This is a genomic window from Microbacterium sp. LWH3-1.2 (assembly GCF_040675855.1).
Lineage (GTDB): Bacteria > Actinomycetota > Actinomycetes > Actinomycetales > Microbacteriaceae > Microbacterium.
In genome coordinates this window covers 1,271,814-1,298,310 of record NZ_JBEGIK010000001.1, presented here as the reverse complement: position 1 = coordinate 1,298,310, position 26,497 = coordinate 1,271,814, and the positions used below count along the sequence as shown (strand labels likewise).

Annotated in this window: 23 protein-coding genes and 1 pseudogene; 10 read left to right on the top strand and 14 right to left on the bottom strand. The window is 70.9% G+C overall.

Annotated elements, in window-relative coordinates:
• Positions 1-57: 57 nt before the first annotated feature.
• Both MRBLWH3_RS06070 and xylA read right to left on the bottom strand, forming a co-directional pair.
• Positions 58-1,362, bottom strand: a complete 1,305-nt coding sequence (locus MRBLWH3_RS06070; protein WP_363429657.1) for a xylulokinase — start codon at positions 1,360-1,362, stop codon at positions 58-60.
• Between the two features lie 125 nt (positions 1,363-1,487).
• The gene (xylA, locus tag MRBLWH3_RS06065) at positions 1,488-2,678 is read right to left on the bottom strand and encodes a xylose isomerase (protein WP_363429655.1); all 1,191 of its coding nucleotides are present in this window, start codon (positions 2,676-2,678) and stop codon (positions 1,488-1,490) included.
• Between the two features lie 363 nt (positions 2,679-3,041).
• On the opposite strand from xylA, the gene MRBLWH3_RS06060 reads away from it, so the two are divergent.
• The gene (locus MRBLWH3_RS06060; RefSeq protein ID WP_363429653.1) at positions 3,042-3,308 is read left to right on the top strand and encodes a hypothetical protein; all 267 of its coding nucleotides are present in this window, start codon (positions 3,042-3,044) and stop codon (positions 3,306-3,308) included.
• Positions 3,309-3,393: 85 nt separating this feature from the next.
• The gene (locus MRBLWH3_RS06055; protein ID WP_363429651.1) at positions 3,394-4,563 is read left to right on the top strand and encodes an ROK family transcriptional regulator; all 1,170 of its coding nucleotides are present in this window, start codon (positions 3,394-3,396) and stop codon (positions 4,561-4,563) included.
• 2 nt (positions 4,564-4,565) lie between these two features.
• Here MRBLWH3_RS06055 and MRBLWH3_RS06050 read toward each other — a convergent pair whose 3' ends face one another.
• On the bottom strand, positions 4,566-5,561 hold the full coding sequence (locus tag MRBLWH3_RS06050; protein ID WP_363429649.1) for a LacI family DNA-binding transcriptional regulator: 996 nt from the start codon (positions 5,559-5,561) through the stop codon (positions 4,566-4,568).
• A gap of 173 nt (positions 5,562-5,734) precedes the next feature.
• Here MRBLWH3_RS06050 and MRBLWH3_RS06045 point away from each other — a divergent pair, with 173 nt between their 5' ends.
• Genes MRBLWH3_RS06045 through MRBLWH3_RS06030 form a run of 4 tightly spaced genes read left to right on the top strand, consistent with a single transcriptional unit; the run spans position 5,735 to position 11,237 of the window.
• On the top strand, positions 5,735-7,024 hold the full coding sequence (locus MRBLWH3_RS06045) for an ABC transporter substrate-binding protein (RefSeq protein ID WP_363429647.1): 1,290 nt from the start codon (positions 5,735-5,737) through the stop codon (positions 7,022-7,024).
• A 12-nt stretch (positions 7,025-7,036) separates the two neighbouring features.
• The gene (locus tag MRBLWH3_RS06040) at positions 7,037-8,062 is read left to right on the top strand and encodes a carbohydrate ABC transporter permease (RefSeq protein ID WP_363429645.1); all 1,026 of its coding nucleotides are present in this window, start codon (positions 7,037-7,039) and stop codon (positions 8,060-8,062) included.
• Complete coding sequence (locus MRBLWH3_RS06035) at positions 8,059-8,943, top strand: carbohydrate ABC transporter permease (protein WP_414685302.1); 885 nt, start codon at positions 8,059-8,061, stop codon at positions 8,941-8,943. The genes MRBLWH3_RS06040 and MRBLWH3_RS06035 overlap by 4 nt, the downstream gene beginning before the upstream one ends.
• Positions 8,940-11,237: a beta-glucosidase family protein gene (locus tag MRBLWH3_RS06030; protein ID WP_363429643.1), complete on the top strand. Its 2,298-nt coding sequence runs from the start codon at positions 8,940-8,942 to the stop codon at positions 11,235-11,237. The genes MRBLWH3_RS06035 and MRBLWH3_RS06030 overlap by 4 nt, the downstream gene beginning before the upstream one ends.
• A gap of 74 nt (positions 11,238-11,311) precedes the next feature.
• Here MRBLWH3_RS06030 and MRBLWH3_RS06025 read toward each other — a convergent pair whose 3' ends face one another.
• Genes MRBLWH3_RS06025 through MRBLWH3_RS06015 form a run of 3 tightly spaced genes read right to left on the bottom strand, consistent with a single transcriptional unit; the run spans position 11,312 to position 14,345 of the window.
• Entirely contained in the window at positions 11,312-12,391 is a 1,080-nt protein-coding gene (locus MRBLWH3_RS06025; protein ID WP_363429641.1) for a Gfo/Idh/MocA family protein, read from the bottom strand.
• On the bottom strand, positions 12,388-13,080 hold the full coding sequence (locus MRBLWH3_RS06020; RefSeq protein ID WP_363429639.1) for a ThuA domain-containing protein: 693 nt from the start codon (positions 13,078-13,080) through the stop codon (positions 12,388-12,390). The genes MRBLWH3_RS06025 and MRBLWH3_RS06020 overlap by 4 nt, the downstream gene beginning before the upstream one ends.
• On the bottom strand, positions 13,077-14,345 hold the full coding sequence (locus MRBLWH3_RS06015; protein ID WP_363429637.1) for a Gfo/Idh/MocA family protein: 1,269 nt from the start codon (positions 14,343-14,345) through the stop codon (positions 13,077-13,079). The genes MRBLWH3_RS06020 and MRBLWH3_RS06015 overlap by 4 nt, the downstream gene beginning before the upstream one ends.
• A 215-nt stretch (positions 14,346-14,560) precedes the next feature.
• On the opposite strand from MRBLWH3_RS06015, the gene MRBLWH3_RS06010 reads away from it, so the two are divergent.
• Both MRBLWH3_RS06010 and MRBLWH3_RS06005 read left to right on the top strand, forming a co-directional pair.
• Positions 14,561-15,976 (top strand): aspartate aminotransferase family protein, encoded by a 1,416-nt coding sequence (locus MRBLWH3_RS06010; RefSeq protein ID WP_363429635.1) that lies wholly within the window; start codon positions 14,561-14,563, stop codon positions 15,974-15,976.
• Between the two features lie 37 nt (positions 15,977-16,013).
• Positions 16,014-16,313: pseudogene (locus MRBLWH3_RS06005) on the top strand (hypothetical protein); the annotation flags it as partial.
• A gap of 141 nt (positions 16,314-16,454) precedes the next feature.
• On the opposite strand, the gene MRBLWH3_RS06000 reads toward MRBLWH3_RS06005, so the two are convergent.
• The 7 genes from MRBLWH3_RS06000 to MRBLWH3_RS05970 all read right to left on the bottom strand — a co-directional run bounded on the left by MRBLWH3_RS06000 (position 16,455) and on the right by MRBLWH3_RS05970 (position 23,014).
• Positions 16,455-16,778, bottom strand: coding sequence for an ATP-dependent DNA ligase (locus tag MRBLWH3_RS06000; protein WP_363429633.1), 324 nt, complete (start codon positions 16,776-16,778; stop codon positions 16,455-16,457).
• A 42-nt stretch (positions 16,779-16,820) separates the two neighbouring features.
• Positions 16,821-17,396 (bottom strand): helix-turn-helix domain-containing protein, encoded by a 576-nt coding sequence (locus MRBLWH3_RS05995; RefSeq protein WP_363429631.1) that lies wholly within the window; start codon positions 17,394-17,396, stop codon positions 16,821-16,823.
• Between the two features lie 68 nt (positions 17,397-17,464).
• Positions 17,465-19,024 carry an SLC13 family permease gene (locus MRBLWH3_RS05990; RefSeq protein ID WP_363429630.1) on the bottom strand — a complete coding sequence of 520 codons (1,560 nt, stop codon included), beginning with the start codon at positions 19,022-19,024 and terminating at the stop codon, positions 17,465-17,467.
• Positions 19,025-19,186: 162 nt separating this feature from the next.
• Positions 19,187-20,347, bottom strand: a complete 1,161-nt coding sequence (locus MRBLWH3_RS05985) for a cystathionine gamma-synthase (RefSeq protein ID WP_363429628.1) — start codon at positions 20,345-20,347, stop codon at positions 19,187-19,189.
• Entirely contained in the window at positions 20,344-21,375 is a 1,032-nt protein-coding gene (locus tag MRBLWH3_RS05980; protein WP_363429626.1) for a pyridoxal-phosphate dependent enzyme, read from the bottom strand. Before MRBLWH3_RS05980 ends, MRBLWH3_RS05985 begins: the two co-directional genes overlap by 4 nt.
• Positions 21,376-21,539: 164 nt before the next feature.
• Complete coding sequence (msuE, locus tag MRBLWH3_RS05975; protein WP_363429624.1) at positions 21,540-22,157, bottom strand: FMN reductase; 618 nt, start codon at positions 22,155-22,157, stop codon at positions 21,540-21,542.
• On the bottom strand, positions 22,154-23,014 hold the full coding sequence (locus MRBLWH3_RS05970; RefSeq protein WP_363429622.1) for a sulfurtransferase: 861 nt from the start codon (positions 23,012-23,014) through the stop codon (positions 22,154-22,156). The genes msuE and MRBLWH3_RS05970 overlap by 4 nt, the downstream gene beginning before the upstream one ends.
• A 192-nt stretch (positions 23,015-23,206) precedes the next feature.
• On the opposite strand from MRBLWH3_RS05970, the gene MRBLWH3_RS05965 reads away from it, so the two are divergent.
• Positions 23,207-23,821 carry a hypothetical protein gene (locus MRBLWH3_RS05965; protein ID WP_363429620.1) on the top strand — a complete coding sequence of 205 codons (615 nt, stop codon included), beginning with the start codon at positions 23,207-23,209 and terminating at the stop codon, positions 23,819-23,821.
• A 3-nt stretch (positions 23,822-23,824) separates the two neighbouring features.
• Here the strand turns inward: MRBLWH3_RS05965 and MRBLWH3_RS05960 are convergent, their stop codons facing one another.
• Complete coding sequence (locus tag MRBLWH3_RS05960; RefSeq protein ID WP_363429618.1) at positions 23,825-25,948, bottom strand: RecQ family ATP-dependent DNA helicase; 2,124 nt, start codon at positions 25,946-25,948, stop codon at positions 23,825-23,827.
• A 150-nt stretch (positions 25,949-26,098) separates the two neighbouring features.
• Here MRBLWH3_RS05960 and MRBLWH3_RS05955 point away from each other — a divergent pair, with 150 nt between their 5' ends.
• The gene (locus MRBLWH3_RS05955) at positions 26,099-26,443 is read left to right on the top strand and encodes a DUF6412 domain-containing protein (protein ID WP_363429616.1); all 345 of its coding nucleotides are present in this window, start codon (positions 26,099-26,101) and stop codon (positions 26,441-26,443) included.
• Positions 26,444-26,497 lie beyond the last annotated feature (54 nt).

The window sequence follows — 26,497 nt, the reverse complement described above, 5'->3', positions numbered from 1 at the left end:
CATCGGCGGTTGTACCCGATTCCGCCGGGGGTCGCTCTTTCACCCGCCCGGCGCGGTTCAGGCGGAGAGGACGGATGCCGCCTGCCGCGCGGCCCCGAAGGCCACGTACTCCCCCGGCTCGGGCACTTCCACCGGCAGGCCCAGCACGAGCGGCGCGATCCGGCGCACCGCCTCGGACTGCGCGCCGCCGCCGACGAGCAGCGCGCGTTCGAGCGGCACACCGAGTCCGCGCAGCGCTTCGAGGCCGGCGGCGAGGCCGGAGAGCATCCCCTCGACGGCAGCGCGCGCGAGGTTCTCGCGCGTCGTCGAGGCAAGGGTCATGCCGGTGAGCGACGCGGTGGCGTCGGGCAGGTTCGGCGTGCGCTCGCCCTCGAAGTACGGCACGAGCGCGAGTCCCGCGGCGCCGGGCTCGGCGGCCAGCGCGAGCTGGGAGAGCTCGGCGTGATCGACGCCGAGAACACGTCCGATCGCGTCGAGCACGCGCGCCGCATTGAGCGTGGCGACGAGTGGCAGGAAGCGGCCCGTGCAGTCCGCGAATCCGGCGACCGTCCCTGTCGGGTCGATCGTGCGCTCCTCGCTCACCGCGAAGACGGTTCCGCTCGTGCCGATCGACACGACGACGTCTCCGGGGCCGGCGCCGAGCCCGAGCGCCGCGCCGGCATTGTCGCCGGCGCCGCCGCCCACGCGGCGGCCCTCGGCATCCGTCACCCATTCGTCGGGTCCGAGCACACGCGGGAGCACCGCGTCGTGGCCGAGTGCGGCGACGAGGAGGTCGCGGTCGTAGCCGCCGGTCGCAGGGTTCCAGTAGCCGGTGCCCGAGGCGTCGGAGCGGTCGGTGACGAGCTCGTCGAGCACGGGACCGCGCTGCGACTCACCCTCGGGCCCGAAGCCGCGCAGCCGCCAGGTCAGCCAGTCGTGCGGGAGCGCGACCGCAGCGACCCGCGCGGCGTTGCCGGGCTCGGTGTCGCGCAGCCAGCGGAGCTTCGTGATCGTGAAGGATGCGACGGGCACGAGGCCCGTGCGCCGCGCGAGCTCGTCGGCGCCGAACTCCGCCGTGAGGTCGGCCGCGGCCTGGGCCGAGCGGGTGTCGTTCCACAGCAGCGCATCGCGGACGACTCCGCCGTCGGCATCGAGCGCGACCATGCCGTGCTGCTGCCCGCCGATCGCCCACGCCTCGACGTCGTCGATCCCGCCGGCGTCGGCGATCGCCGCCTGCAGTGCGCTCCACCACGCCTCGGGGTCGACAGACGTGCCGTCGGGGTGCGACGCGCGCCCCTGCCTCACCACCGCCTGGGTCGAGGCATCCGTGATCACGACCTTGCAGGACTGCGTCGACGAGTCGACTCCCATGACGAGGCTCATGTGCGCTCCTTCACGCGCTCATCCCTCCGCGAGACTGCATCGGAGCACCGAGACTGCAGCGGTGGCTTGCTGTGTCGGCGCCCCGATGCTGTCTCGCGAGGAGGGAGGGGGGGGGACGGATGCCGTCAGCCGCGGGCGCCGAGCAGGTGCTCGGTCGCGAGCTGCTGAAGGCGGACGAAGCCGAAGCCCTTGCCTCCGAGGTAGACCGACGGGTCGAAGTCCTCGTACGCCGAGCGGTCGGCGAGGAAGTCGTCGTACGACTCGCCCTCGTTCAGGGTCGGCACCGACAGCTCGTCGACCTTCGCAGCGGCGAGCGCCTCCTGCACCTCGGGGTCGGCGCGGAAGGCCGCGGCGCGCTCCTTCAACAGCAGGTAGGTACGCATGTTCGCGGCGGCCGAGTCCCAGACACCGGTCTCGTCCTCGGTGCGCGAGGGCTTGTAGTCGAAGTGACGGGGGCCGTCGTAGGCAGGGACGCCGCCGGGGCCGCCGTTCTCCAGCAGGTCGACGAGGGCGAACGCGTTGTGCAGGTCGCCGTGTCCGAACACGAGGTCCTGGTCGTACTTGATGCCGCGCTGGCCGTTGAGGTCGATGTGGAAGAGCTTGCCGTGGTACAGCGCTTGCGCGATGCCGGCGGCGAAGTTCAGGCCCGCCATCTGCTCGTGACCGACCTCGGGGTTGAGGCCGACCAGCTCGGGACGCTCGAGCGAGTCGATGAACGCGATCGCGTGGCCGAGCGTCGGCAGCAGGATGTCGCCGCGCGGCTCGTTCGGCTTCGGCTCGATGGCGAAGCGGATGTCGTACCCCTTGTCGGTGACGTAGTCGCCGAGGAGGTTGACGGCCTCGCGGTAGCGCTCGAGGGCGGCGCGGATGTCCTTGGCCGAGTCGTACTCGGCGCCCTCGCGGCCGCCCCACATGACGAACGTCTTCGCGCCGAGCTCGGCGCCGAGGTCGAGCTGGCGGAACACCTTGCGCAGGGCGAAACGGCGCACGTCACGGTCGTTCGACGTGAAGCCGCCATCCTTGAAGACGGGAGCCGAGAAGAGGTTGGTCGTCACCATCGGGATGATGAGGCCGGTGTCGTCGAGCGCGCCCTTGAGGCGGTCGATCTGGGTCTGGCGCTCAGCATCCGTCGATCCGAACGCGAACAGGTCGTCGTCGTGGAAGGTGAGGCCGTACGCGCCGAGCTCGGCGAGCTTCTCGACGGCGTGCACGACGTCGAGGTGATTGCGGGTCGGCCCACCGAAGGGATCGGTGCCGTTGTAGCCGATGGTCCAGAGGCCGAACGAGAACTTGTCGGCGCGGGTGGGGGTGGGCATGACGCTCCTTCGCGAGAAATGTTGCTGCCGACAACCTATACCAGAACGCATGCTGCGTCCAGCCCGCATCACTTGCGAACGGCCGTCGGTGCGCCTCGATGGCCGCCCTGTATCCGGTTGTGACCGGAAGTTCACCGGGCATTAACACGGCCGCGGAGGACAGGGCGGACAATGATCTCGGGACGAGATCCGCTTCGCGGCGACGTCGGCATTCAGTCGCTAGTCGGCCTTTCCCACCTGCGTCAACCCCTGTGCGGGCGCTCACCGCCAGGCGGAGGTCGGGGCATGACGAGAGGAGTCTCCCCAATGGTGCTCGAGAGGCCGTCCTCACCCGCGCGGCGCAGTGCGCTGCGATCGCGGGTCATGCCGTCACTCAAGGAACTGCCGCCGCGGCGCCCAGAGCCCCCGGCCCCCGAAGACTCACCCGTCCGGTGGGAGCGAATCGACATCGATCGCTACGAGGTCCGCGCCGGCGGAGCGACCATCGGCTTCATCGACGTCGTCGGAGCGGTGTTCGTCGTCCTCGCCGGACGTCGCTATGACCGGGCCGTCGAGGTGCTCCAGACGCTCGATTTCACGACGGCGGTCAGGTCGATCTCGCCACCCGGCGCCGAGCACGCTTCCACCTGATCCCCCGGACCCCGCGGTGCGACCCGTTTGACCGCCCGCGCAACAAATCCCGGGACGCCGCCCCGCCGCACCCTACAGTGAGACGGTGAGCGATCCGTCCGCAGCCGAGGGTGTGCGTCAGCGCAACCTGGCCAGGCTGCTGCGTCTCGTGCACCTCGAAGGCCCGCTCTCCCGGGCGCGGCTGACCGAGTCCACCGGGCTCAACCGATCGACGATCGCCGACCTCGTCGCCGAGCTGGTGCGGGAGGGGCTGGTCGTGGAGCGTGCGCCCGACCCATCCCGCCGCGTCGGGCGCCCTTCTCCGGTGGTCATCGCCGACGCACGGGTGATGGCGATCGCGGCCAACCCGGAGGTCGACGCCCTCACGATCGCCGCCGTGGGGCTGGACCGGGGCATCCCGGTCCGCGAACGCATCGAGCTCGACCACTTGCTGTCACCGGATGAGACAGCGCGGCTCATCGCCGAGCGCGTCGAGAACTGGCGGGCCGGCGAACTCGCCGGCGCGCGCATCGTGGGCGTCGGACTCGCCGTGCCAGGGCTCGTGCGGGCGGCGGACGGGCTCGTCCGCAACGCCCCCCACCTGCACTGGGCCGACGCGCCGGTTCGCGATCTCGTCGCTGACGCCACCGGCCTGCCGACCGTCGCCGGCAACGACGCGACTCTGGGTGCGATCGCCGAGCACCTCTTCGGCGCCGCAGCCGGCTTCGACGACGTGATCTATCTCAACGGCGGCGCCAGCGGCATCGGCGGCGGCCTGATCGTGCACGGACAGCCGCTGCTCGGCGCCGGCGGCTATACGGGCGAGTTCGGTCAGAATCGCCCCGGCATCGCCTCGGCGACCGACCGTCGCGCCGACGACGGCGTCCTCGAGGACGAGGTCAGCAGATCCCGGCTGCTCGCCGCCGTCGGACTCCAGACGGCCGACGAGCCCGCGCTCGCGGCGGCCGTGGCCGCCGCAGGCCCGACCGCGGCCGAGGAGGTCGCGCGACAGCGCCGCATCCTCTCGACCGCACTTGCCAACGCCGTCAACGCGCTCAACCCCTCGGTGGTCGTGCTCGGCGGCTTCCTCGCCACCATCGCCGCGGTCGATGTGCCGGGACTCGGGGCCCTGGTTCAGGAGCAGACCATGTCGGCGACCAGCGAGGAGCTCCTCATCCGCGTCGCATCACTGGCGGAGGATCGTCTGCTCATCGGCGCCGCTGAGGCCGCCTTCGCCGAACTGCTCCGGGATCCGGGCGGCGCAGCTCGGAGCTGACCTCACGGTGGTGGCGCGGTGGTCTCCCGCGGCACGAGGCGCGTCGGCAGCTTCACATGCGTGACCGCCGGGGTCTTCCCTTCCATGAGCCCCAGGAGCATGCCGACCGCCTCGGCGCCGAGCACCTGCATGGGCTGGCGCACCGTCGTGAGTGCGGGCGTGGCCTTGGACGCCTCGGGCACGTCGTCGAATCCGATGACCGACAGTTCGCGCGGGACGTCGATCCCCAGCTCGGACGCGACCCGGACGATCTCCAGGCCCGAGGTGTCGTTGGCGGCGAAGACCGCGGTCGGCCGGTCAGATCGGCGGAGCATCTCGAGGGCGGCCACGCGCACGGCGTCCTGCTGGTAGCTTCCCGAGCCGACGAGAGCCGGGTCCAGGGGGATGCTCGCATCGGCCAGCGCTCGTCGATAGCCGGCGTCGCGCGCGATCGACGATCTGAGATCAGGGCGACCCGCGATGAAGCCGATGCGCGTGTGCCCGAGTTCGATGAGGTATCGGGTGGCCAGCAGCGCGCCACCGAAGCTGTCGCATTCGACGGTGGGGAGATCGGCGGGACCCGTGTGCGGGTCGATGGCGACGACCGGCACGTCGGCGCCGACGTTCACCACGGTCGGGGTGACCATGATCGCGCCGTCGATGAGCGTGCCGCTCAGCCGTGAGAGCGACCGCCGCTCCCACCCCTCCGCGGCACCGTGCGAGCCGGAGTACGCGAGCAGGTCGTACCGCGAGTCGCGCAGTGCCTCGCCCACGCCCTTGAGTATCTCGGCACTGAAGGGCTCGAAGTCCGCGACGAGGACGCCGATGACACCCGTCTTGCGCGATCGCATGCTGCTGGCGATGAGGCTCGACTCGTAGCCGAGCTCTGCCACGACGGCGAGAACCCGGTCCACCGTCTCACTTGCCACTCCATAGCGCCCGTTCACCGCTTTGGAGACGGTTGCGACCGACACGCCGGCGGCCGCGGCGACATCGGTGATCGTAGGACGACGGGTCATATCTCGAAATCATAACGGCCTCGAAACCGTTATTGAAAACGTTTGACAAGATATTTGTTGTCAACACAGACTTTTCTCACCCGGTCTGCACGCCGGGCGGTACGCGACCCGATCGCGTCGACCACCGGCACCTCGCAGCAGAGGTGCCCCTCGAAGAAGAGACGGGAAATCACATGATGGGCAAGAGAATCCTCGCGGGTTCTGCAGCACTGGTCATCGGCGCGCTCGCGCTCGCCGGATGCAGTGCCGGCGGCGGCAACGAGAGCGGAGACGGCAACGTCGAGATGACGCTGTGGCAGAACTCCACCACCGGCCCGGGCCAGCAGTTCTGGAAGGACGCGATCGCCGCGTTCGAAGACGAGAACCCCGGCGTCACGATCAAGATGCAGTCGATCCAGAACGAGGACATGGACGGCAAGCTGCAGACCTCGCTCAACGCGGGCGACCCGCCGGACATCTTCCTGCAGCGAGGCGGCGGCAAGATGGCCGCCATGGTGCAGGCGGGCCAGCTGATGGACCTGACCGGCAAGATCGAGGGCGAGGCGAAGGACAACATCTCGGAGGGCTCCTTCAAGGCCGAGACCTACCAGGACAAGGTGTGGGCGATGCCCCTGTCGGTGCTTCCCGGCGGCATCTTCTACAGCCAGGACCTCTACAACGCAGCGGGCGTCACCGAGACCCCGACGACCATCGACGAACTCGTCGAGGTGAACGACAAGCTGAAGGCCACCGGCGTCGCTCCGCTCGCGCTCGGCGCGAAGGACGCCTGGCCGGCAGCCCACTGGTTCTACTGGTTCGCGCTGCGCGAGTGCTCCCCGAAGACCGTCGAGGAGACCGGCGACTCGAAGGACTTCAGCGACCCGTGCTGGCTCAAGGCCGCAGAGGACCTCGCGGACTTCGCCGCCACCGAGCCGTTCAACGAGGGCTTCCTCACCACCTCCGCCCAGCAGGGCGCCGGCAGCTCGGCGGGCCTCGTCGCCAACCACCAGGCGGGTGGCGAACTGATGGGCGCGTGGGACCCGGGCGTGATCGCCTCGCTCACCCCGGATGAGAAGCCTCTTCCCGACCTGGCGTGGTACCCCTTCCCGGAGGTTCCCGGAGGCGAGGGCGAGCCGGGCTCGATGATGGGCGGCCTCGACGGCTACTCGTGCTCCGCGCAGGCGCCGAAGGAGTGCGTCGACTTCCTCAACTTCATCGCGTCGGATGCCCAGCAGACCGCCTACTACAAGGCGTTCAACTCGCCCCCCGTCAACCAGGCCGCGCAGGCCGAGGTCACCGAGCCGTACCTCCAGCAGATCCTCGAGGCCTACAACGCGGCCCCGTTCGTCTCGCAGTGGCTCGACACGATCCTCGGGCAGAACGTCGGCAACGCGCTCAACGTCGCCGTGGTCGACATGCTCTCCGGCCAGAGCTCGCCCGACGAGATGATCGCTGCGGCCAACTCGGCCGGCGCGAAGGGATAAGGAACACTCCGCATGCACAAGAGCGCGACACCGAGCACGGACGATCGCCCGGAGACGGATCTCGCGCAGCGGACCGGGGGCGGCGGCGACACGCCACCGCCCCCGGCATCGCCGCGCCGCCGGCGCCGCGGGATCGGATGGTCGGGCCGCCTGGAGATCGCGGTGCTGGTCGGACCCGCACTGATCTTCTTCGTCGGCTTCGTCATCTTCCCGGTGATCATGGCGGCGTACTACGGCTTCTTCAACTGGCACGGCTACGGCCCGCCGACCGAGTTCATCGGCCTCAAGAACTACGTCACGATCCTCACCGACCCTGACTTCCAAGAGGCGCTGGGCCACAACGGCTTCATCATGGTGATGTCACTCGTGCTGCAGGGGCCCGTCGCGCTGCTGCTGGCGCTCCTGCTCAACCGCAAGATGCGCGGGCAGTCGATCATCCGCGTGCTCATCTTCGTTCCCTACGTGATCGCAGAGGTCGTCGTGGGAACCGGCTTCAGCCTGATGCTCGCCACCAACGGCGCGCTCAACGGGCTGCTGGAGAACCTGGGCCTCGACCAGCTCACACGCGACTGGCTGGCAGATCCCAGCATCGCGATCTGGACGCTCATGGCGATCCTGACCTGGAAGTACGTCGGCTTCGCCGTCATCCTCTTCCTGGCCGGTCTCCAGGGGATCCCGGAGGAGCTCTACGAGGCGGCCGCCATCGACGGGGCCACCTACTGGCAGATCCAGCGGCGGATCACGATCCCGTTGCTCGGCCCGACGCTGCGCATCTGGGCGTTCCTGTCGATCATCGGCGCGCTCCAGCTGTTCGACCTCGTCTACATCATCTGGGGCCAGTACGTGGCACCTGTCGCCGGCACCTCGACGATGGCGACCTACATGGTCGCCAACGGCCGCAACGCGGGCAACTTCGGGTACGGCAACGCCGTCGCCGTCGTCATCTTCCTCATCTCCCTCGTCGTCGCGCTCGTCTACCAGCGCTTCGTCCTGCGCCGCGACACGGCGGGGGCACTCACCGAAAGGACCGACGGATGACCGCCGTCCCCGTCGCGATCGACGCTGTCGCGACCACGCCACCGCCCGCGCCGCGGCGCCAGCGCATGCGAGCCGGCACCCCCGCCGTGTACTTCGTCGCGCTCGTCGTGATCGCGCTGATGCTCGGACCGGTGATCTACATCATCCTGGGCGGCTTCCGCTCCAACTCGCAGATCACCACGAACCCGGCGGGCCTGCCCGATCCGTGGGTGTTCACGAACTACCTCGACGTGCTCACGCAGAGCACGTTCTGGACGCTCGTGCTCAACTCGACGATCGTGGGGGTGGCCACCACGGTCGGAGTCATCGCGCTGGGCCTGATGGCCAGCTACGTCCTCGCCCGCTACCACTTCCGCGGGCGCGGGGCACTGTACGCGCTCTTCGCCGCGGGGCTCATGTTCCCGATCACGGTCGCCATCACGCCGCTGTACATCGTGGTGCGCGACATGGGACTGATCAACACATTGGCCGGCGTCATCCTCCCGCAGATCGCCTTCGCCCTGCCGACGACGATCATCATCCTGGTGCCGTTCCTGCGGGCCATCCCCGACGAGATCCAGGAAGCGGCCTTCATCGACGGCTGCAGCAGACTCGGCTTCTTCTGGCGGATGGTGGTCCCGCTCGCGGTGCCCGGGGTGATCACCGTAGGGATCCTCGCGTTCATCGCGAGCTGGAACAGTTACCTGCTGCCGCTGTACCTCCTCAACGACAACGCGAACTTCACGCTCCCCCTGGGCGTGCAGGCCTTCTCGTCGCAGTACTCCGTCGACACCGCGAAGGTGCTCGCCTTCACCTCGCTGTCGATGATCCCCGCGCTGGCGTTCTTCAGCCTGTTCGAGCGACGGATCGTCGGCGGTCTGACGGGAGCGGTCAAGGGATGAGCGACAACGGACTGCGCGCCGCCTCGGAGCGCGTGCTCGCACTGCACGCCCGGATGTCCCTCGACGAGAAGCTCGCGCAGCTCGTCGGGTACTGGGTAGACCAGGGGAACGAGGTCGTCGCGCCGATGGCCGGCGAGATGGTGACCTCGACGCGGTACGAGGACGCCACCGCCCACGGCATCGGACACCTCACGCGCGTCTACGGCACGCGGCCGGTGGAACCGGTCGCCCGAGCCGAGTGGCTCTGGGCGGAGCAGCGACGCCTGCGGGAGCAGACGCGCCTCGGCATTCCCGCCATCGTGCACGAGGAGTGCCTCACCGGGCTCGCCGCGTGGAAGGCGGCGACCTTCCCGACGCCGCTGGCCTGGGGCGCGGCCTTCGACCCCGAACTGACCGAGGAGCTGGGCGCGGCGATAGGCCGCTCCATGGCGTCGCTCGGAATCCACCAGGGCCTCGCACCGGTGCTCGACGTCATCATGGACCCCCGATGGGGTCGTGTCGACGAGTGCATCGCCGAGGACCCCTACGTCGTCGGCACGATCGGCACCGCGTACGTGAAGGGACTGCAGTCGGCCGGCGTCCACGCCACCCTGAAGCACTTCGCGGGGTACTCCGCGTCGCAGGCGGGCCGCAACCACGCGCCCGTGCACATGGGGCATCGGCGGCTGCAGGACATCATGCTCCCGCCTTTCGAGATGGCCGTCCGCGACGGCGGGGTGCGGTCGGTGATGAACTCGTACGCCGAGATCGACGGTGTCCCCGTCGCCTCCGATCCGCAGCTGCTCACCGCACTCCTGCGCGATGAGTGGGGATTCGACGGCACCGTCGTGGCGGACTACTTCTCCGTCGCCTTCCTCCACGCCCTGCACGGGGTCGCGGCGGACCTCGGCGAGGCCGCGCTGCTCGCGCTGCGCGCCGGGATCGATGTGGAGCTGCCGACGGGCGACGCGTTCGTCGAGCCCCTGCGCGCGCTCCTGGACTCGAACGTCCAGGCGCGCGCCGATGTGGACCGCGCCGTGCTGCGCGTGCTCTCGCAGAAGGAGGAGCTGGGCCTGCTCGACGAGGACTTCTCGTCGCCGCCGACCCAGATCGAGCTCGATGGCCCGGAGCTTCGCGATCTCGCCCGGCGGACGGCCGAGGAGTCGGTCGTTCTGCTGGCCAACGACGGTGTGCTCCCACTGGCGGCGCCGCGCACCATCGCCCTCCTCGGCCCCAACGCCGACGCGGCGGAGTCTCTGATGGGCTGCTACTCGTTCGCCAACCATGTGCTCGCACACCACCCGGGCACGCCGCTGGGCTTCGCGATCCCCACGGTCGCGGAGGCGTTGCGCACCGAGTTCCGCGGCGCGGACATCGTGCTCGAACCGGGCTGTGACGTCGAGGGGGACGACGAGCACGGCATCGCGGCCGCCGCCCGCGCGGCGGCCGATGCCGAGGTCGCGATCGTGGTCGTGGGCGATCGCGCCGGCCTGTTCGGACGGGGCACCGTGGGCGAGGGCAACGACGTGGACGACCTGGAGCTGCCCGGTGTCCAGCGCCGGCTCGTCGAGGCCGTGGTCGCCACGGGCACCCCCACCGTCGTGGTCGTCGTCTCCGGCCGCCCGTACGCGATCGGATGGATGCTCGACGGCGCCACTGCTGCGGCTGCGGTGCTGCAGGCCTTCTTCCCCGGGGAGGAAGGCGGACCCGCGATCGCGCGCATCATCTCGGGCGCGGTCGAGCCGTCCGGCCGGCTGCCGGTGTCGCTTCCTCGCTCGGCGGGCGCCCAGCCGTACACGTACCTGCACCCTGTCCTCGGCGGCCCCACCGAGATCACGAGCGCCGACAACACGCCGGCGCGGCCGTTCGGCTTCGGGCTGACGTACACGTCGTTCGTCCGAGATGATCTCGCCGCTTCGGATGCCGCCACCGACGGCACGATCACGGCGCAGGTGCGCCTGTCGAACGTGGGCGACCGTTCGGGCACCGATGTCGTGCAGCTCTACGCGCGGGACCTCGTCGGCTCGGTCACCCGCCCCGTCGCGCAGCTGCTCGCGTATCAGCGTGTCACCCTCGAGCCCGGGGAGTCGGCGACGGTCACCTTCTCGGTGCCGACGTCGCGGCTCGCCTTCACCGGACGCGACGGTCATCGCATCGTCGAGCCCGGCGCGGTGGACCTGTGGGTCGGCGGATCGTGCGCCGAGCGCGACACCGAAGCCCGTATCGAGCTCCTCGGCTCCGTTCACCCGATCACCGCCGACGCGCCTCGGAGGGCGACGGCGACGATCTCGGCCCTGGTCCCCGACCCCCGGTGATCGAGAAGGGCCCGGAGTGCCGCTCGCGGCGCTCCGGGCCCTTCGTCGTTCGCGCTGACCACCGCGCATGGTGGTCAGAGGCTTCTCCAGACCTCCGCGGCGGTCAGGGGCACGAGCGACGGCCGCTCCACCGTCGTCGTCAGCGCCTCGCGCACACCCGAAGCGGCCGATGCGGCGAGCGCGGTCATGATCTCGAGCACGTGCAGCGCCATGGCGCCGCTCGCACGCCCGTCGCCCGCGACCAGGTCCAGAAGCCCGATGCCGCGCCCGGAGTCGACGTACCCCGCCGACGGCTCGAGCGTCTCCCACATGCCGCCGCGCGCATGCAGCTGCACGTCGCCGGCGAAGTTGTTCGGGTCGGGAACGATGAGCGACCCGTCGACGCCGTGCACCTCGATCGGTGCGGCGGTCGAGCGCACGCCGTCGAAGCTCATGGTCACGGTCGAGATCGCGCCCGATGCGTGATGCAGGATGCCTGTGAGGTGCGTGTCGACCTCGACAGGGACGCGCTCCCCCACCCTGGGGCCGGAGCCGATCACACGCTCGTCGCGCGACCTCGACGACGCACCCGACACCGCGGTCACGGGTCCGAGCAGCTGCACGAGCGACGTCACGTAGTACGGCCCCATGTCGAGCAGCGGTCCGCCGCCCTCGCGGTAGTAGAAGTCGGGCTGCGGATGCCACGACTCGTGGCCCGCAGAGATCCACATCGCCGACGCCGACACCGCTCGCCCGATCCGCCCGCCATCGATCGCCGCCCGCGCCGTCTGCACGCCGGTGCCGAGCACCGTGTCCGGCGCACCCCCGACGCGGACGCCCGCGGCGGCCGCAGCATCCGTGATCCGCGCAGCGTCCGCGAAGGTCGCCGCGAGCGGCTTCTCGCCGTACACGTCCTTGCCGTGCGCGATGGCGGCGAGCGCGACCTCGGCGTGCGCGGCGGGGATCGTGAGGTTCAGGATGGCACGGATGCTGCGATCCTCGAGCATCTCGCCGGTCGTGAGCGCGCGGCACCCGGGGATGCCCTCGACAGCGGCCTCGGCGCGGGCCACGTCGAGGTCGGCGACGGCCGCGATGCGCACGCTCGATGCCGGGAGCAGCGTGTCGAGGTACTGGCGGGAGATGACGCCGAGCCCGACGATTCCGATGTCGGTCACCGCGCGGCCCACAGCATCCCCCGTTCGATGATCGTGCGGACGTTCGCGTCCTGCAGCACGTCGAGGCTGTGCCCCGGCGTCGAGACGAAGACGCGGCCCTGGCCCCAGTCCCGCGTCCAGACCGCGGGCGAGACGATCGGCCGATGCCACGGGTGATAGGGCTGCACGGGGTGCGTGGTGGTCGCCAGCACGTCGATGAGATCGTCGTGCAGCACCCAGTACTGCTCGGTGGTGAGGGGGAAGTCATCGATGCCGGCGGTGATGTCGTGCGTGCGGCCGAGCTCGGTGAGCTCGACGGTGTAGTCGAGGTAGTTGTCGGTCTGGTCGCCGTGCACCTCGTCGGGGTGCTTCGACGGGTGGGTCGCGAACTGGCCGCCCACGAGCTGGAGGTAGTCCGAGCTCGCACGGAACGAGTCGGCGATGCCACCGTGCCAGCCGGCGAGGCCGGTGCCCGCCGCGACGGCGTCGCGAAGGCCGCGGATCGCCTCGTGCGATGCCTGCGACATCGTGACGGACTGCAGCACGAGGTCGACGGTCGCCATGCGGTCGGCGTCGGCGTACACCTCGGGGTCGTCCTCGATGGTCACGTCGAAGCCGCTGGAGCGGAGGAACGGCAGGAACAGGTCGGTCGCCTCGATCGGATGGTGGCCGTCCCATCCGCCGCGGACGACGAGGGCGGTACGGGTCATGCGGGGGTCCCTTCTTCATCCCGCTCGTTGAGCGAGCTTGCTTCATCCCGCTCGTTGAGCGAGCTTGCGAGTCGAAACGCGGTGGCTGCCACCGGCGTGAGGATGCTGTCGTGGGCGGCGCTCTGCTCCACGGCGGCGAGGACGCGCTGCACCTGCGTCGCGTCGGCGAAGCTCGGCGACACCGGAATCTCGCCGGCGACCGCGCGCACGAAGTCGACGGCCTGGTGAGCGAACAGGTGCTCGTAGCCGAGCCCGTGGCCTGCGGGCCACCACGCTCCGGCATATGGATGCTGCGCCTCGGTCGCCTGCACGCGCCGGAAGCCCTGCGCGACATCGGCGGCGGCATCATACACCTCGAGCTCGTTCATGCGCTCGAAGTCGAACGCGATCGCACCGCGGTCGCCGTTGATCTCGATGCGGTTGGCGTTGCGGCGTCCGGTCGCCATACGGGTCGCCTCGAAGACACCGAGGGCGCCGCCGTCGAAGCGCGCGGTGAAGGCGGCGGCGTCGTCGACGGTCACCGGCAGCCGGTCGGAGGTGTCGGCGGCGACTCCGCCGAGCCCCTCGACCGCGGAGCGGCGGGGACGCGAGGTGACGAACGTGCGCATGATGGCCGAGACGGCGGTGATCGCCTGGCCCGCGAGCCATTGCGCGGTGTCGACGCTGTGCGCGCCGATGTCGCCGAGGGCGCCCGAGCCGGCGCGGTCACGGTCGAGGCGCCACGTGTGGGGCGAATCGGGGTCGCTCAGCCAGTCCTGCAGGTACTGCGCGCGCACGTGGCGGATCTCACCGATGCGCCCTTCCGCGATGAGCTGGCGGGCGAGTGTCAGCGCCGGCGTGCGGCGGTAGCTGAAGCCGCACATCGCGACGACGCCGGACCGGACGGATGCTGCGGCCGCAGCATCCGTCATCTCCTGCGCTTCGGCGACCGAGTTCGCGAGCGGCTTCTCGCACAGCACGTGCTTGCCGGCGGCGAGTGCCGCGAGCGCGATCTCGGCGTGGGTGTCGCCGGGCGTGCAGATGTCGATCACGTCGATGTCGTCGCGCTCGACGGCTTCGCGCCAGTCGACCCCGTGCTCCGGCCACTCCCAGCGCGCGGCCGCCGCGGCCGTCGCGTCGGCGCGGTGGCCGACGAGGAGCACGCGCTCCGGCGCGAGCGGGAGGTCGAAGAAGTGCGGCGCCGTGCGCCAGGCTTGCGTGTGCATGCGGCCCATGAAGCCGGTGCCGATCAGCGCGACCCGCAGCGGCGATGTCATCGTCGTCATCGTGGTGTCCCTTCCCGGACCGACGATGCCATCGAGGCTCGCGTCGGTCGAAGATCTTGCGCAAAACTGGTCGCCGGGCGTGTGCTCCGTCGCCGCGGCTCCCCGTGAGCGTCCGGACGGACCGCTGGTCGCAGCATCCGTTCCGGACGAAACGTCGCATGTCGACGCGCGGGGCGCGCGAGTAGCGTGGGAGCACGTCCGACGGAAGGCTCCACATGTCCAGTACCGCGCAGTCCGTGACCCGACGTCCTGCCCGCAGCGACGCCGAACTGCAGCAGATGGCGAAAGACCACCTGTGGATGCACTTCGCCCGCCAGTCCGTGATGACCGACGGACCGGGTGTGCCGATCATCGTCAAGGGCGAGGGGCACCACATCTGGGACTCGCAGGGCAAGCGGTACATCGACGGCCTGGCCGGCCTTTTCGTCGTGGCTGCGGGCCACGGCCGCAAGCGCCTCGCCGAAGTGGCCGCGAAGCAGGCGGAGCAGCTCGCGTTCTTCCCTATCTGGTCGTACGCGCACCCCGCGGCCATCGAGCTCGCCGACCGCCTCGCCGACTACGCGCCGGGCGACCTCAACAAGGTGTTCTTCTCCACCGGCGGCGGCGAAGCGGTCGAGACCGCGTTCAAACTCGCGAAGTACTACTGGAAGATCCAGGGCCAGCCCACCAAGCACAAGGTGATCTCGCGCTCGGTGGCGTACCACGGCACGCCGCAGGGCGCGCTCGCCATCACCGGCATCCCGGCGATGAAGTCGATGTTCGAGCCGGTCACCCCTGGCGGCTTCCGCGTGCCGAACACGAACTTCTACCGTGCCGACGACATGGGCGCACCCTCGGGCAGCCTCGAGGAGTTCGGCGTCTGGGCGGCCGATCGCATCGAGGAGATGATCCTCTTCGAAGGCCCCGACACCGTCGCTGCGGTCTTCCTCGAGCCCGTGCAGAACTCGGGCGGCTGCTTCCCCCCGCCCCCCGGCTACTTCCAGCGCGTGCGCCAGATCTGCGACAAGTACGACGTGCTGCTCGTCTCCGACGAGGTCATCTGCGCGTTCGGGCGCATCGGCCACATGTTCGCGTGCGACGCCTACGGGTACGTCCCCGACATGATCACGTGCGCGAAGGCCATGACCAGCGGCTACTCGCCGATCGGCGCCACCATCGTGAGCGACAGGATCTACGAGCCGTTCGCCCACGGCGACCGCGCGTTCTACCACGGGTACACCTTCGGCGGTCACCCGGTCTCGGCTGCGGTCGCGCTCGAGAACCTCGACATCTTCGAGGAGGAGGGCATCAACGAGCACGTGCGCGAGAACTCGCCGCTCTTCCGCTCGACCCTCGAGAGGCTCACCGACCTCCCCATCGTCGGCGACGTGCGCGGCGACGGGTACTTCTTCGGCATCGAGCTCGTCAAGGACAAGGCGACGAAGGAGACGTTCGACGACGACGAGTCCGAACGGCTGCTTCGCGGGTTCCTGTCGAAGGCACTGTTCGACGCCGGACTGTACTGCCGCGCCGATGACCGCGGCGACCCCGTCATCCAGCTCGCGCCGCCGCTCACGATCGGGCCGAACGAGTTCGACGAGATCGAGCAGATCCTGCGCAGCGTCCTCACGGAGGCGTGGACGCGACTCTGACCCCACCCTTCGGCCCGGCCGGGGTTATGGTTGGCGCGTGGGCACGATCTACTACGGCGGCGGCGCCATGCCGATCCATATCGAGGACCGCGCACTCGCGCACCTGAAGGTCGTCATCGCGACGAAGCTGCGACGCGATGAGAGCTTCACGCTGTCGTGGAAGCACCCTGACGACCAGCCCAGGGGCCGCAGCACGATCTGGCTGCACCCGTCGATCCCGCTGCGCTTCGTCTTCGACGATCCCGAGCCCGCGGAGCTCAGCCGCCAGTGGATCGAGGAGCTCGCGAACTCGGCCAGCTCCACCGGCGGCATCATGCTGGTCGCCGAGCACTTCGACACCGGCCCGGTGCCCGTGCAGGGCGTCGAGGGCGACAGCCCCGACGTGACGCTCGGTAATGTCGATGTCGACCACCTGGACGTCGACCGTCTCACCGTGGGCGGCACCGAGGTGACCCCGGACGACGTCGCCCGGTAGCGCTCACTCCTCGGTCGCGGGCCGCGCGTCGTCCTCTTCGGGCTCAGGCAGGATCGACAGCCCGCTGGGACCGCTTGCGGAGAGCATGAGCTCTTCGACCCAGCGGCGATTGATGCGCGGCTGACGACTGCCGAAGAAGTGGAACTGGATCGGCACTGCGGGGTGGATCCAGAAGCTCCGCCGGCCGCTGCCGTCGCCGATCTCGACGTCGAACATGAACGGCTCGGAGCGTCGCAGCTTGTTCATCATGACGATACGAAGATGCGCCAGCGTGCGGTCGTCGATGTCGACCGAGTTGGCGTTGGTGTCGTAGATGAACCGGCCCATGGCAGGAGCCTAGTGCCGGATCAGCGCGGCGCGAATGCTTGATCAGCGCGGTGCGAACGCCGCCGAGAACAGTGCTCGCGCCCGGCGTGCGACCGCCCGACGCCGGGCCGGATCGGCACGGGCCAGCTCGGTCGCCAGCATGCCCGTCGCGAGGGTCACATCCTCGGTCTCGACATGCGATCCGATGCGCCCGGCGGCCCGGTCACGGGCGACGAGACGCTCCACGAGCGCCTGGAATCGCGCGCCGAGCGACGCGACCCGGCGGTCGGAGAGATCCGCGGTGATGAGCTCGATGAACGCCGTCGACACGACCGCCTGATCGACCACGCGGTCGAGCAGGTCGTCGATCGTGCGATCGGGCGACGCCGTGTACTCCTCGAGGTCGCGCACATTGTCTTCGAAGACGGCGACTGCGAGGGCGGTTCGGTCGGGGAAATGACGGTACAGGCTTCCTTGCCCGACGCCGGCGCGCTTGGCGACGGCGCTGAAGGGGGCCTGCAGGCCGCCTTCGGCATAGACCTCACGGGCAGCGGCGATCAACGCCTTCCGGTTGTCGGCTGCTGCGGCGGGGCCTCGGTTCTGGCGAGGGAGCGCACGGGGGGATGCGGTGCTCGGCACGGGTGTAGCCTAGTACCGGACGCTGTTGTCCGGTAGAAGCCGCCCCGAAGGATCCACATCCGGCGGCGTCAGAACGGCCAGACGAGCGGGACGTACCAGACCGCCGTCACGAGGAAGAGCAGCACGAGCGGCAGGCCGAGCTTCCAGTAGTCGCCGAAGCGGTACCCGGCCGGCTCCATCACCATGAGGTTCGCGGGCGTCGCGATCGGCGTCAGGAACGCCGCCGCACCCGCGACCGCCAGCGCCATCATGAACGGTTGCACCGAGACCTCGAGCGACCGCGCGACCGCGATGGCGATGGGCGCGACGATGAGCACCGTCGCGGTGTTGCTGATGAGCTGCCCGAGCACGACCGTCAGCCCGCACAGGGCGAGCAGGGCGACATGCGGCCCCGCGTCACCGAGGAACGACAGCATCCCGTCCGCCACGAGGTCCGCCGTGCCGGTGCTGATGAACGCCGTCGACAGAGGGATCATGCCGGCGATGAGCACGATGGTCGTCCACGAGATCGAGTGATACGCCTGCGTCACCGTCACCGTGCGGGTGAGCACGAGGGCGCACGCGGCCAGCAGCGCGGCCACCGCAGGGGGGACCAGCCCGGTCGCGAGCAGCAGGATCATCGCGAGCAGGATGCCGATCGCACGCTTCGCACCCTTGCCGAGCGGCACTGAACGACGCAGCTGCGCGGGGTCGTCCACGGCGAGCACCCCGGGCTGGTTCGTCTTGCGCGTCAGGTCGTCCCACGCGCCCTGCAGCAGGAGGGCGTCGCCGGCCTGCACGACGAACTCGGTGCCCTTGAGCTGCTCGTCGCCGCGACGCGCCGCGAGCACCACCAGGTCGCCGTCGGGTGTGGTCATGCCGGCGCACACGTGCTTGCCGATGAGCGGCGACCGCGGGGCAACGACCACTTCCGTGACGCCCGTCTCGGGGCCGAGCAGCATGCCGGTGTCGAGGGTGAGAGAGTACTGCTGGCGCAGCAGACGCGCGTGTCGCACGAGGTCGAGCGGCATCAGCGCGCCCGTGCGCTCCGGCACGAGACCGCCGCCGACGAGGAGGATCGCGACGGTGCCGAGCAGGACGGGGATGCCGACCAGCGCGAACTCGAAGAACCCGAACTCGCGCCCGCCCGCGGAGGCGGCGAACTCGGAGACGATGATGTTGACCGGGGTGCCGGTGAGCAGCAGCAGCGAACCGGCCGATGCGGCGAACGCCAGCGGCATGAGGAGCCTCGACGAGGCGATGCCCGCGCGGGCGGCGACGACCACCACGAGCGGCAGCAGCGCGGCGACCGCGCCGTTGATGCTGATGAGCGCCGTGAGTCCCGCGACGAGGAGCGCGATCACGATCAGCAGCGTCGAGCGCTTCGTGCCGGCACGGCCGATCACCTTCTGCCCCGCCCAGGCGGTGACGCCGGTGGCGTCGAGCGCCTCGCTCACCACGAAGAGGCCCGCGATGAAGAGGACGGTCGGATCGCCGAACCCCGCGAGCGCCTGCGGCAACGTCAGCACGCCGGTGAAGAAGAGGGTCAGCGCGACGCCGATCGCCACGACGCCGATCGGCACGTGGTTGCTCACGAAGGCGACCACCGCGAGCCCCAGGATGACGAGCGTTGCGGTGACAGGGTCCACGGCCCCAGCGTAGCCACCGCCCCACAGCCGGTCCGATGTCAGCCGCGGAGCGTTGCGCGGCCGGCGACGTCGTAGGCCAGCTCGACGGCGTCGAAGATCGCCGCGTCGACGGTGCGGATGCCGGGCCTCGCGGGTCATGCCCCGAGCCCGCGTCCGGTCGTGTCAGAGCCCGGAGAGCGCCTGGTCGAGGTCGGCCAGGAGGTCGGCGGACGACTCGATGCCGACGGAGAGGCGAACGACCTCCGGCGGGACGGCGAGCTCGGTGCCGCGCACCGAGGCGTGCGTCATCTCGTCGGGGTAGTTCATGAGCGACTCGACGCCGCCGAGCGACTCGGCCAGCTGGAACAGGCGCGTCGACTCGGCGAAGCGACGTGCGGACGCGGCATCCGCCAGCGCCACCGACACGATCCCGCCGAACCGGCTCATCTGCCGCCCCGCGAGCTCGTGCCCGGGGTGCGAGGCGAGCCCGGGGTAGTAGACGCGCGCGACCGAGCCGTGGCCCGACAGGAACTCCGCGACCTCCTGCGCGTTCTCGCTGTGCCGCTGCATGCGCAGCGCCAGCGTTTTGATGCCGCGCGTCGTCAGCCACGCGTCGAGCGGGCCCGACACGGCGCCGACGGCGAACTGCAGGAACTTCACCTCGCCGTACAGCGTGTCGTCGTTGAGCACGAGGGCGCCTCCGACGACGTCGGAGTGCCCGCCGAGGTACTTGGTCGTCGAGTGCACGACGACATCGGCGCCGAGCGCGAGCGGCTGCTGCAGGGCGGGCGACGCGAACGTGTTGTCGACGACCACCAGCGCGCCGGCCTCGTGGCCCAGGCGCGCGAGCCCGGCGATGTCGGTGATGCGCAGCAGCGGGTTGCTCGGCGTCTCGACCCACACGATGCGTGCCGGGCGCTCTTCGAGGGCCGCGCGCACCGTGTCGAGGTCGCTCATGTCGACGACCCGCACGCCGACCCCCCAGCCGCCGAGCACCCTGGCGATGAGCCGGTAGGTGCCGCCGTAGACGTCGCTTCCGAGCAGCACCTCGTCGCCCGGCTTCAGCGCCGCGCGCAGCAGCGCGTCCTCGGCGGCGAGACCCGACGCGAACGACAGCGCGTGCGCGCCGCCCTCGAGGGCGGCCAGCTGCGTCTCGAGCGCGGTGCGCGTCGGGTTTCCGCTGCGGCCGTACTCATACCCCTGGCGCAGCCCGCCGATGCCGTCCTGCGCGTACGTGGTCGAGAAGTGCACCGGGGGGATCACGGCGCCCGTCGTCGGGTCGAAGGCCTGCCCGGCGTGCACCGCACGCGTCTCGAAGCCGCGGTCGTTCGTGGATTCGGTCATTCGGGTGCTCCTTCGGTGGGGGTGACGGATGCCTCGTGCCCGGCCTGCGCACCGGGCACGAGGTCGGCGGGTGCGACGTCGAAGCCGTGGTCGCGCATCCAGCCGTCGTCGTAGAACCGGTGGAGATAGCCGCGGCCGTGGTCGGGCAGCAGGACGACCACGACGGCATCGGCGGGGAGATCGCGCGCGGTGCGCAGGGCCGCGACGACCGCCATCCCGCTCGATCCGCCGACGAGGAGCCCCTCCTCGCGGGCGAGGCGCCGCGTCATCGCGAACGTCTCTGCGTCGGAGATCCGGTGGATCTCGTCGGGCACCGACGGGTCGTAGCTCTCGGGCCAGAAGTCCTCGCCGACGCCCTCGACGAGGTAGCCGTGCAGGGGTCCACCCGAGTAGATCGACCCCTCGGGATCGGCTCCCACCACCCGCACGCGGCCACCCGACACCTCGTGCAGGTAGCGGCCCGTGCCGGTGATCGTGCCGCCGGTGCCGATGCCGGCGACGAAGTGCGTGACGCGGCCGTCGGTGTCGCGCCAGATCTCCGGTCCGGTGCTCTCGTAGTGACTGAGCGGCCCGTTCGGGTTCGCGAACTGGTTCGGCTTGAACGCCCCGGGGATCTCGCTGACGAGCCGGTCGGCCACGCTGTAGTACGAGCGCGGATCCTCGGGAGGCACGCTGGTCTCGGTCACGACGACCTCAGCGCCGTAGGCCTTGAGAACGTCGACCTTCGCGCCGGCGAACTTGTCGGGTACGACGAAGATCATCCGGTAGCCGCGTTCGATGGCCACGAGCGCGAGACCCACGCCGGTGTTGCCGCTCGTCGGCTCGATGATCGTGCCGCCGGGCTTCAAGAGACCGTCACGTTCGGCGGCATCGATGATGCGGCCGGCGATGCGGTCCTTGGCGGAACCGCCGGGATTGAAGTACTCGACCTTCGCGAGCACCGTCGCGGCGATGCCGTCGGTGACACGGGTCAGCTGGACGAGAGGGGTGTCGCCGACGAGGTCGGCCACGCTCTGGGCGTAACGCACGTTGTGTCCTGGAGTGTTGCCGCGCGGGTGCGCGGGGGGGGGTTGTCAGGGTCTACTGAGGTCTGCGTGAAGCGAGGGCTTCAACAGCAGGGGCGACAACACCGACCGGTCAACACGAACGTCAGTCTATGGGGATTGGCGGCACTGCGTCGAGACGCCGCGGCTCACCAGGTCGCGACGTACTCCGATCGGCGGACGAGTGCGGCCTGCTCGACGAGCGGCAAGGATCGGTCGACGGCCTGCCCGACGCGGCGCACGACCTCGGGCGAGGTCAGCTCGTAGTCCCCGAAGTCGCTGTTCGACGCGTAGACCCCGATCGGCAGGGTCAGCGCCTGGAAGAAGCCGAACAGGGGTCGCAGCTGGTGCTCGATGATGAGCGCATGCCGCTCGCCGCCGCCGGTCGCTGCGAGCAGCACCGGCGTGCCCACGAGGTCGTACTGCCCGACGAAGTCGAACAGGTGTTTGAACAGCCCCGTGAAAGACGCCCGGTACACCGGGCTCGCGACGACGAGCAGGTCGGCGGACTCGATCGCCTGCAGGGCGGTCTCGACCTCGGGGGCGACCTCCTCGCGGGTGAGCGCGCCCGCGAAGCCGGCGCCGAGCCGCGCGATCTCGATGAGCTCCGTCTCCGCGGGGATGCGCTGCGCGACGCCGGCGAGGATCCTTCGCACCAGCGCTGTCGTGCGGCTCGGCTCATGGAGCGAGCCCGACACGCCCACGACGCGCAGCGGACGGTCGGCGATGGTCTGGATCGCGGGGGCATCCCGCAGCACCTCGGTCATACCGGCACCACGTCCAGCGACGGCGCAGGGCCGACGGCGGCGAGACGACCGCGCGAGCGCGACCACTGGCTCCACGAGCCGGGGTAGACCACGACGTCGATGCCGGCGAGCGCCCCGGCCAGCGCCGTGTGGGTCGCTGCAATGCCCGAGCCGCAGTACGCCGCCACCGAGACGCCGTCGGCCACGCCCGCTGCCGCGAACTCGGCGCGGATCTCGTCGGGGGAACGGAACCTGCCCGCCGTGAGGTGGACGGTCGTCGGAAGATTCACGGCGCCGGGGATGTGACCGCCGACGGGGTCGAGCGGTTCGGCGTCGCCGCGGTACCGTTCGGGGGCACGCACATCGAGCAGCAGGCCGTGGTCGGGCCACTCCTCCACGCCGTCGATGTCGGCGACGCCCTCGGTGATCTCGTCGAGCACGACGTCCCCGGACCGCCTGGGCTGGACGTCGCCGGTGTCCAGCGGGAGGCGTTCTGCCAGCCAGCCGCGCAGGCCCCCGTCGAGCACGCGGACGTCGGCGAGCCCCGACCTCGTCAGCACCCACCAGGCACGGGCGGCGGCGACGGAGTGCACGTCGTCGTACGCGACCACCGTGTCGCCGTTGCGAATGCCCCACCGCCGCGCCGCGGCCTCGAGCTGTTCGCGCGGCGGCAGGGGATGACGCCCCTCGCGCGGATCGCCGCGGCGAGCCAGTTCGTGATCGAGGTCGACATAGACGGCGCCGGGCAGGTGCCCGTCGAGGTACGCCGGCCGCCCCTCGGGCCGGTCGAGCCGCCAGCGCACGTCGAGGATCCGCGGCGGGGTGCCGCTGCGGATGAGGTCGGCGAGCTCGGTCGGCGAGATGAGTGGGGAAGGCATGCGGCCATGCTCGCCCGGCCCCGGACCGCGCGGAACGTCGCGACGACACACGCCGCGACACGACGACACGAGGCGTCACACGGTGTCATGTGCCGGCGCACCCGCCCGGCCCTGCGCGGTGTGTCTCGGGGCGAATCCGGGGCGGGCTCTGCGCGCGGCCGTACGATTCCGCAAGAACCGATGGAGGAACGGATGCCGCACCCTCGCGCGACACGTGAATCCCGGGCACCGCGGCGATCGCTCGCGGCCCGGATGCTCGCTGGACTCGCCATCGCGGCGGGGCTCACGCTCCTCGCCGGATGCGGCAACGGGGGGATCCCGATCCCCACCGCGCTCCCGACCCAGTTGCCCACCGGGTTGCCCACGAGCCTGCCGACGCGGACGGCCTCCCCGGAGCCGACGGCCGAACCGACGCCGGAACCGACGCGGACGCCCGTCCTTCCGACCCGCTCCCCCGGGCCGACGCCCGAGCCGACTCCCGAGCCCACCGCCGAGCCCACCGCGACGCCGGAGCCGACGCCCGAGCCCACGACGCCCGTCCCGGTGCGCACGGCGCCGCCCGAGCCGACCGCGACCCCCACGCCCGAGCCGACGGCCACCACGCCCCCCACACCTACCTCGACCCCGACGCCCACGCCCACGCCGACGGCGACGCCGACTCCCTCGCCCACCGCCGAGGCGGGCGACAACGCCGCCGCGCCGATCACCTGGGTGCCGTGGGTCGTGCTGGTGGTGCTGCTCGTCGCGGCGGCCGTGATCTACCTCATCGTGCGTCGGCCGCGGCCGAAGCCGCCGACCGAGACCTGAGGTCTAGCCGCGGAGGGCCAGCGCGAAGGGCAGCACCTCGCTCGCACCGGCGCGGCGGAGCTCGCGCGCGGCGACCGTGAGGGTCCAGCCGCTGTCGACGCGATCGTCGACCAGCAGCACCGGTCCGGCTGGGACGTCGAGGCCGGTGGTGGAGAACCGCCCCCAGACCCCGGCGACCCGGAAGGCGCTGTTGCCGCCGGCATGGCCGTTGGGACCGCCGTCGACGAGGCCGAGCGCGCCCAGGAACGGCAGGCGGCCGATCTCGGCGATCCCTTGCGCAAGCGAGGCGACGAGCTGCGGCTTGGTCCGCGACGGCATCGCGACGACCGCGACGGGGCGATTCTCCCAGCCCCACTCCGCGAGCACGCGCACGCACGCCGCGAGCACATTCTGGGGAAGCGGCGCATCGGTCGCCCCCGCCGCGAACAGATCCCGGAGCGCGCCGCCCCAGCCGAGGTCGGTGAGACGCGCGAGCGCACGCCCTTCGCCGGCCTGCTCGTCGGCGGCGATGCGGCCCTTGACCGGCACGCCGAGCCGGTCGGCGCCGGTGGGCCACTGGCGCCGAGGCTCGATCGGCACTCCGACGCGGTCGAGGGCAGCGGCCGCGGCATCCGTCGCTCCCGCTCCGATGGCCGTCGGGAACCAGGCGCCGGCGCAGTTGTCGCACCTCCCGCAGGGCGCGGCCGTGTCATCGTCGAGCGAGCGCTGCAGGAACTCCATCCGGCACGCGGTGGTCTCTTCGTAGTCGATCATGTGCTGTTGCTCGGCGACGCGCTCCGCAGCGATGCGACGGTAGCGCTCCTCGTCGTACGTCCACGCCTCACCGGCGGCGATCCATCCGCCGCGCACCCGGCCGACAGCCCCGTCGACGTCGAGGACCTTGAGCAGCAGCTCGAGCGGAGTGCGGCGGATGTCGACGACCGCTTCGAGCGCGGGTGTGGACATCGGCCCCGCCGATGCGGCGAGCGCGGCCAGCACCCGCTCTGCGCGGTCGCGGTCGGGCATCGAGGCCGTCGCGAAGTAGTGCCAGATGTCGCGATCCTCGACCCCGGGCAGCAGCAGCACGTCGGCCGAGTCGGTCGCGCGGCCGGCGCGGCCGACCTGCTGGTAGTACGACACGGGCGACGACGGCGCGCCGATGTGCACGACGAAGCCGAGGTCGGGCTTGTCGAACCCCATGCCGAGCGCGCTCGTCGCCACGAGCGCCTTCACGCGGTTGCCCTTGAGGAGAGCCTCGGATTCTTCGCGCTCGTCGGTGTCGGTCTGCCCGGTGTAGGCGCGCACGTCGTACCCGCGCTCACGCAGCAGGCGTGCCGTGTCGTTGGCGGCCGCGACCGTGAGGGTGTAGATGATGCCGGAGCCCGGCAGGTCGCCGAGGTTGCTGATGAGCCACGCCAGCCGGCTCGGCGAGTTCGGAAGACGCAGCACACCGAGGCGCAGCGAGGCCCGGGCAAGCGGCCCCCGGATCGTGAGGACGCTCGAGGAGGCTGCTCCCGAGCCCGCGATGCCGGCGTCGAGCTGCTCGGCGACGTCGGCGACCACACGGCTGTTGGCGGTCGCGGTGGTCGCGAGCACCGGCACGCCCGCGGGCATGCGCGCGATGAGATCGCGCAGGCGCCGGTAATCCGGACGGAAGTCGTGCCCCCAGTCGCTGATGCAGTGCGCTTCGTCGACCACCAAGAGCCCGATGCGGGCGACGAGCTGCGGCAGCTGCTCGTCGCGGAAGGACGGATTGTTGAGCCGCTCGGGCGACACGAGCAGCACATCGACCTCGTCGCGGTCGAGCCGTGCGAGCACGTCACCCCATTCGTGCGCGTTCGTCGAGTCGATCTTCACGGCCCGCACCCCGGCGCGCGCAGCGGCGGCGATCTGGTCCCGCATGAGCGCCAGGAGAGGCGACACGAGCACGGTCGGTCCCGCCCCGCGCCGTCGCAGGAGCAGCGTCGACACGAAGTAGACCGCCGACTTGCCCCACCCTGTGCGCTGCACCACGAGTGCGCGCCGGCGCTCGTCGACAAGTGCTTCGATCGCCTCGAACTGGCCGTCGTGGAAGTCGGCATCGTCGCGTCCGACGAGCGTGCGCAGCACCTCGAGGGCCTCGGTGCGGGTCGTGGTGGTCGCTGTCACCCTTCCACCCTGCCCGACACGACCGACACCGGCGACCGCGCGAGCGCCCGATGGGGAAGCCACGTGCTCCGCATGCCCGAGCGCCGCGGTGGGGGCGCGGCGGACGCCAGTCGCCCGCGTGGTACCGTGGCCGCGACAGAGGGGGTGCGCGTGATCGAGACCATCGCCGCGGGCCTGCGCCTCGTCATCGAGGTGCTCGGCTCCGCACTGCGTCCCGCAGCGGAGTTGCTCGGCTCGGCTGTCCCATCGCTGCTCGAGATCTCGCCGGTTCCGCACCCGGAGGCCGGCGCACTCGTGATCGCGGTCGCCGTGCTCGCGACCCTCGCGCTGCTGGCCGTCGCGATCGCCGTTCTCTTCTCCCCCCTTCGAGGGATCGCCGCCGCGGCGCACCCGCGGCGGGCGATCTCCGACGCGACGCGGCTCACCGCGTCCCACCCCGACGCTCCGGGGCACTCCCGTCCGCGCGCTCCGGGTTCCGCGGCTCTGGCCGCGTAGCCCGACGCACGTCTTCCTCAAGGACCTTCGCCGGTGCCTTCGTGGCCGCACGCC

Coding starts and splice junctions, on each gene's coding strand:
- MRBLWH3_RS06070 (WP_363429657.1), bottom strand. CDS start 1,362: ATGAGCCTCGTCATGGGAGTCGACTCGTCGACGCAGTCCTGCAAGGTC.
- xylA (WP_363429655.1), bottom strand. CDS start 2,678: ATGCCCACCCCCACCCGCGCCGACAAGTTCTCGTTCGGCCTCTGGACC.
- MRBLWH3_RS06060 (WP_363429653.1), top strand. CDS start 3,042: ATGCCGTCACTCAAGGAACTGCCGCCGCGGCGCCCAGAGCCCCCGGCC.
- MRBLWH3_RS06050 (WP_363429649.1), bottom strand. CDS start 5,561: ATGACCCGTCGTCCTACGATCACCGATGTCGCCGCGGCCGCCGGCGTG.
- MRBLWH3_RS06045 (WP_363429647.1), top strand. CDS start 5,735: ATGATGGGCAAGAGAATCCTCGCGGGTTCTGCAGCACTGGTCATCGGC.
- MRBLWH3_RS06040 (WP_363429645.1), top strand. CDS start 7,037: ATGCACAAGAGCGCGACACCGAGCACGGACGATCGCCCGGAGACGGAT.
- MRBLWH3_RS06035 (WP_414685302.1), top strand. CDS start 8,059: ATGACCGCCGTCCCCGTCGCGATCGACGCTGTCGCGACCACGCCACCG.
- MRBLWH3_RS06030 (WP_363429643.1), top strand. CDS start 8,940: ATGAGCGACAACGGACTGCGCGCCGCCTCGGAGCGCGTGCTCGCACTG.
- MRBLWH3_RS06020 (WP_363429639.1), bottom strand. CDS start 13,080: ATGACCCGTACCGCCCTCGTCGTCCGCGGCGGATGGGACGGCCACCAT.
- MRBLWH3_RS06015 (WP_363429637.1), bottom strand. CDS start 14,345: ATGACGACGATGACATCGCCGCTGCGGGTCGCGCTGATCGGCACCGGC.
- MRBLWH3_RS06010 (WP_363429635.1), top strand. CDS start 14,561: ATGTCCAGTACCGCGCAGTCCGTGACCCGACGTCCTGCCCGCAGCGAC.
- MRBLWH3_RS06000 (WP_363429633.1), bottom strand. CDS start 16,778: ATGGGCCGGTTCATCTACGACACCAACGCCAACTCGGTCGACATCGAC.
- MRBLWH3_RS05985 (WP_363429628.1), bottom strand. CDS start 20,347: ATGACCGAATCCACGAACGACCGCGGCTTCGAGACGCGTGCGGTGCAC.
- msuE (WP_363429624.1), bottom strand. CDS start 22,157: ATGACCGAGGTGCTGCGGGATGCCCCCGCGATCCAGACCATCGCCGAC.
- MRBLWH3_RS05970 (WP_363429622.1), bottom strand. CDS start 23,014: ATGCCTTCCCCACTCATCTCGCCGACCGAGCTCGCCGACCTCATCCGC.
- MRBLWH3_RS05965 (WP_363429620.1), top strand. CDS start 23,207: ATGCCGCACCCTCGCGCGACACGTGAATCCCGGGCACCGCGGCGATCG.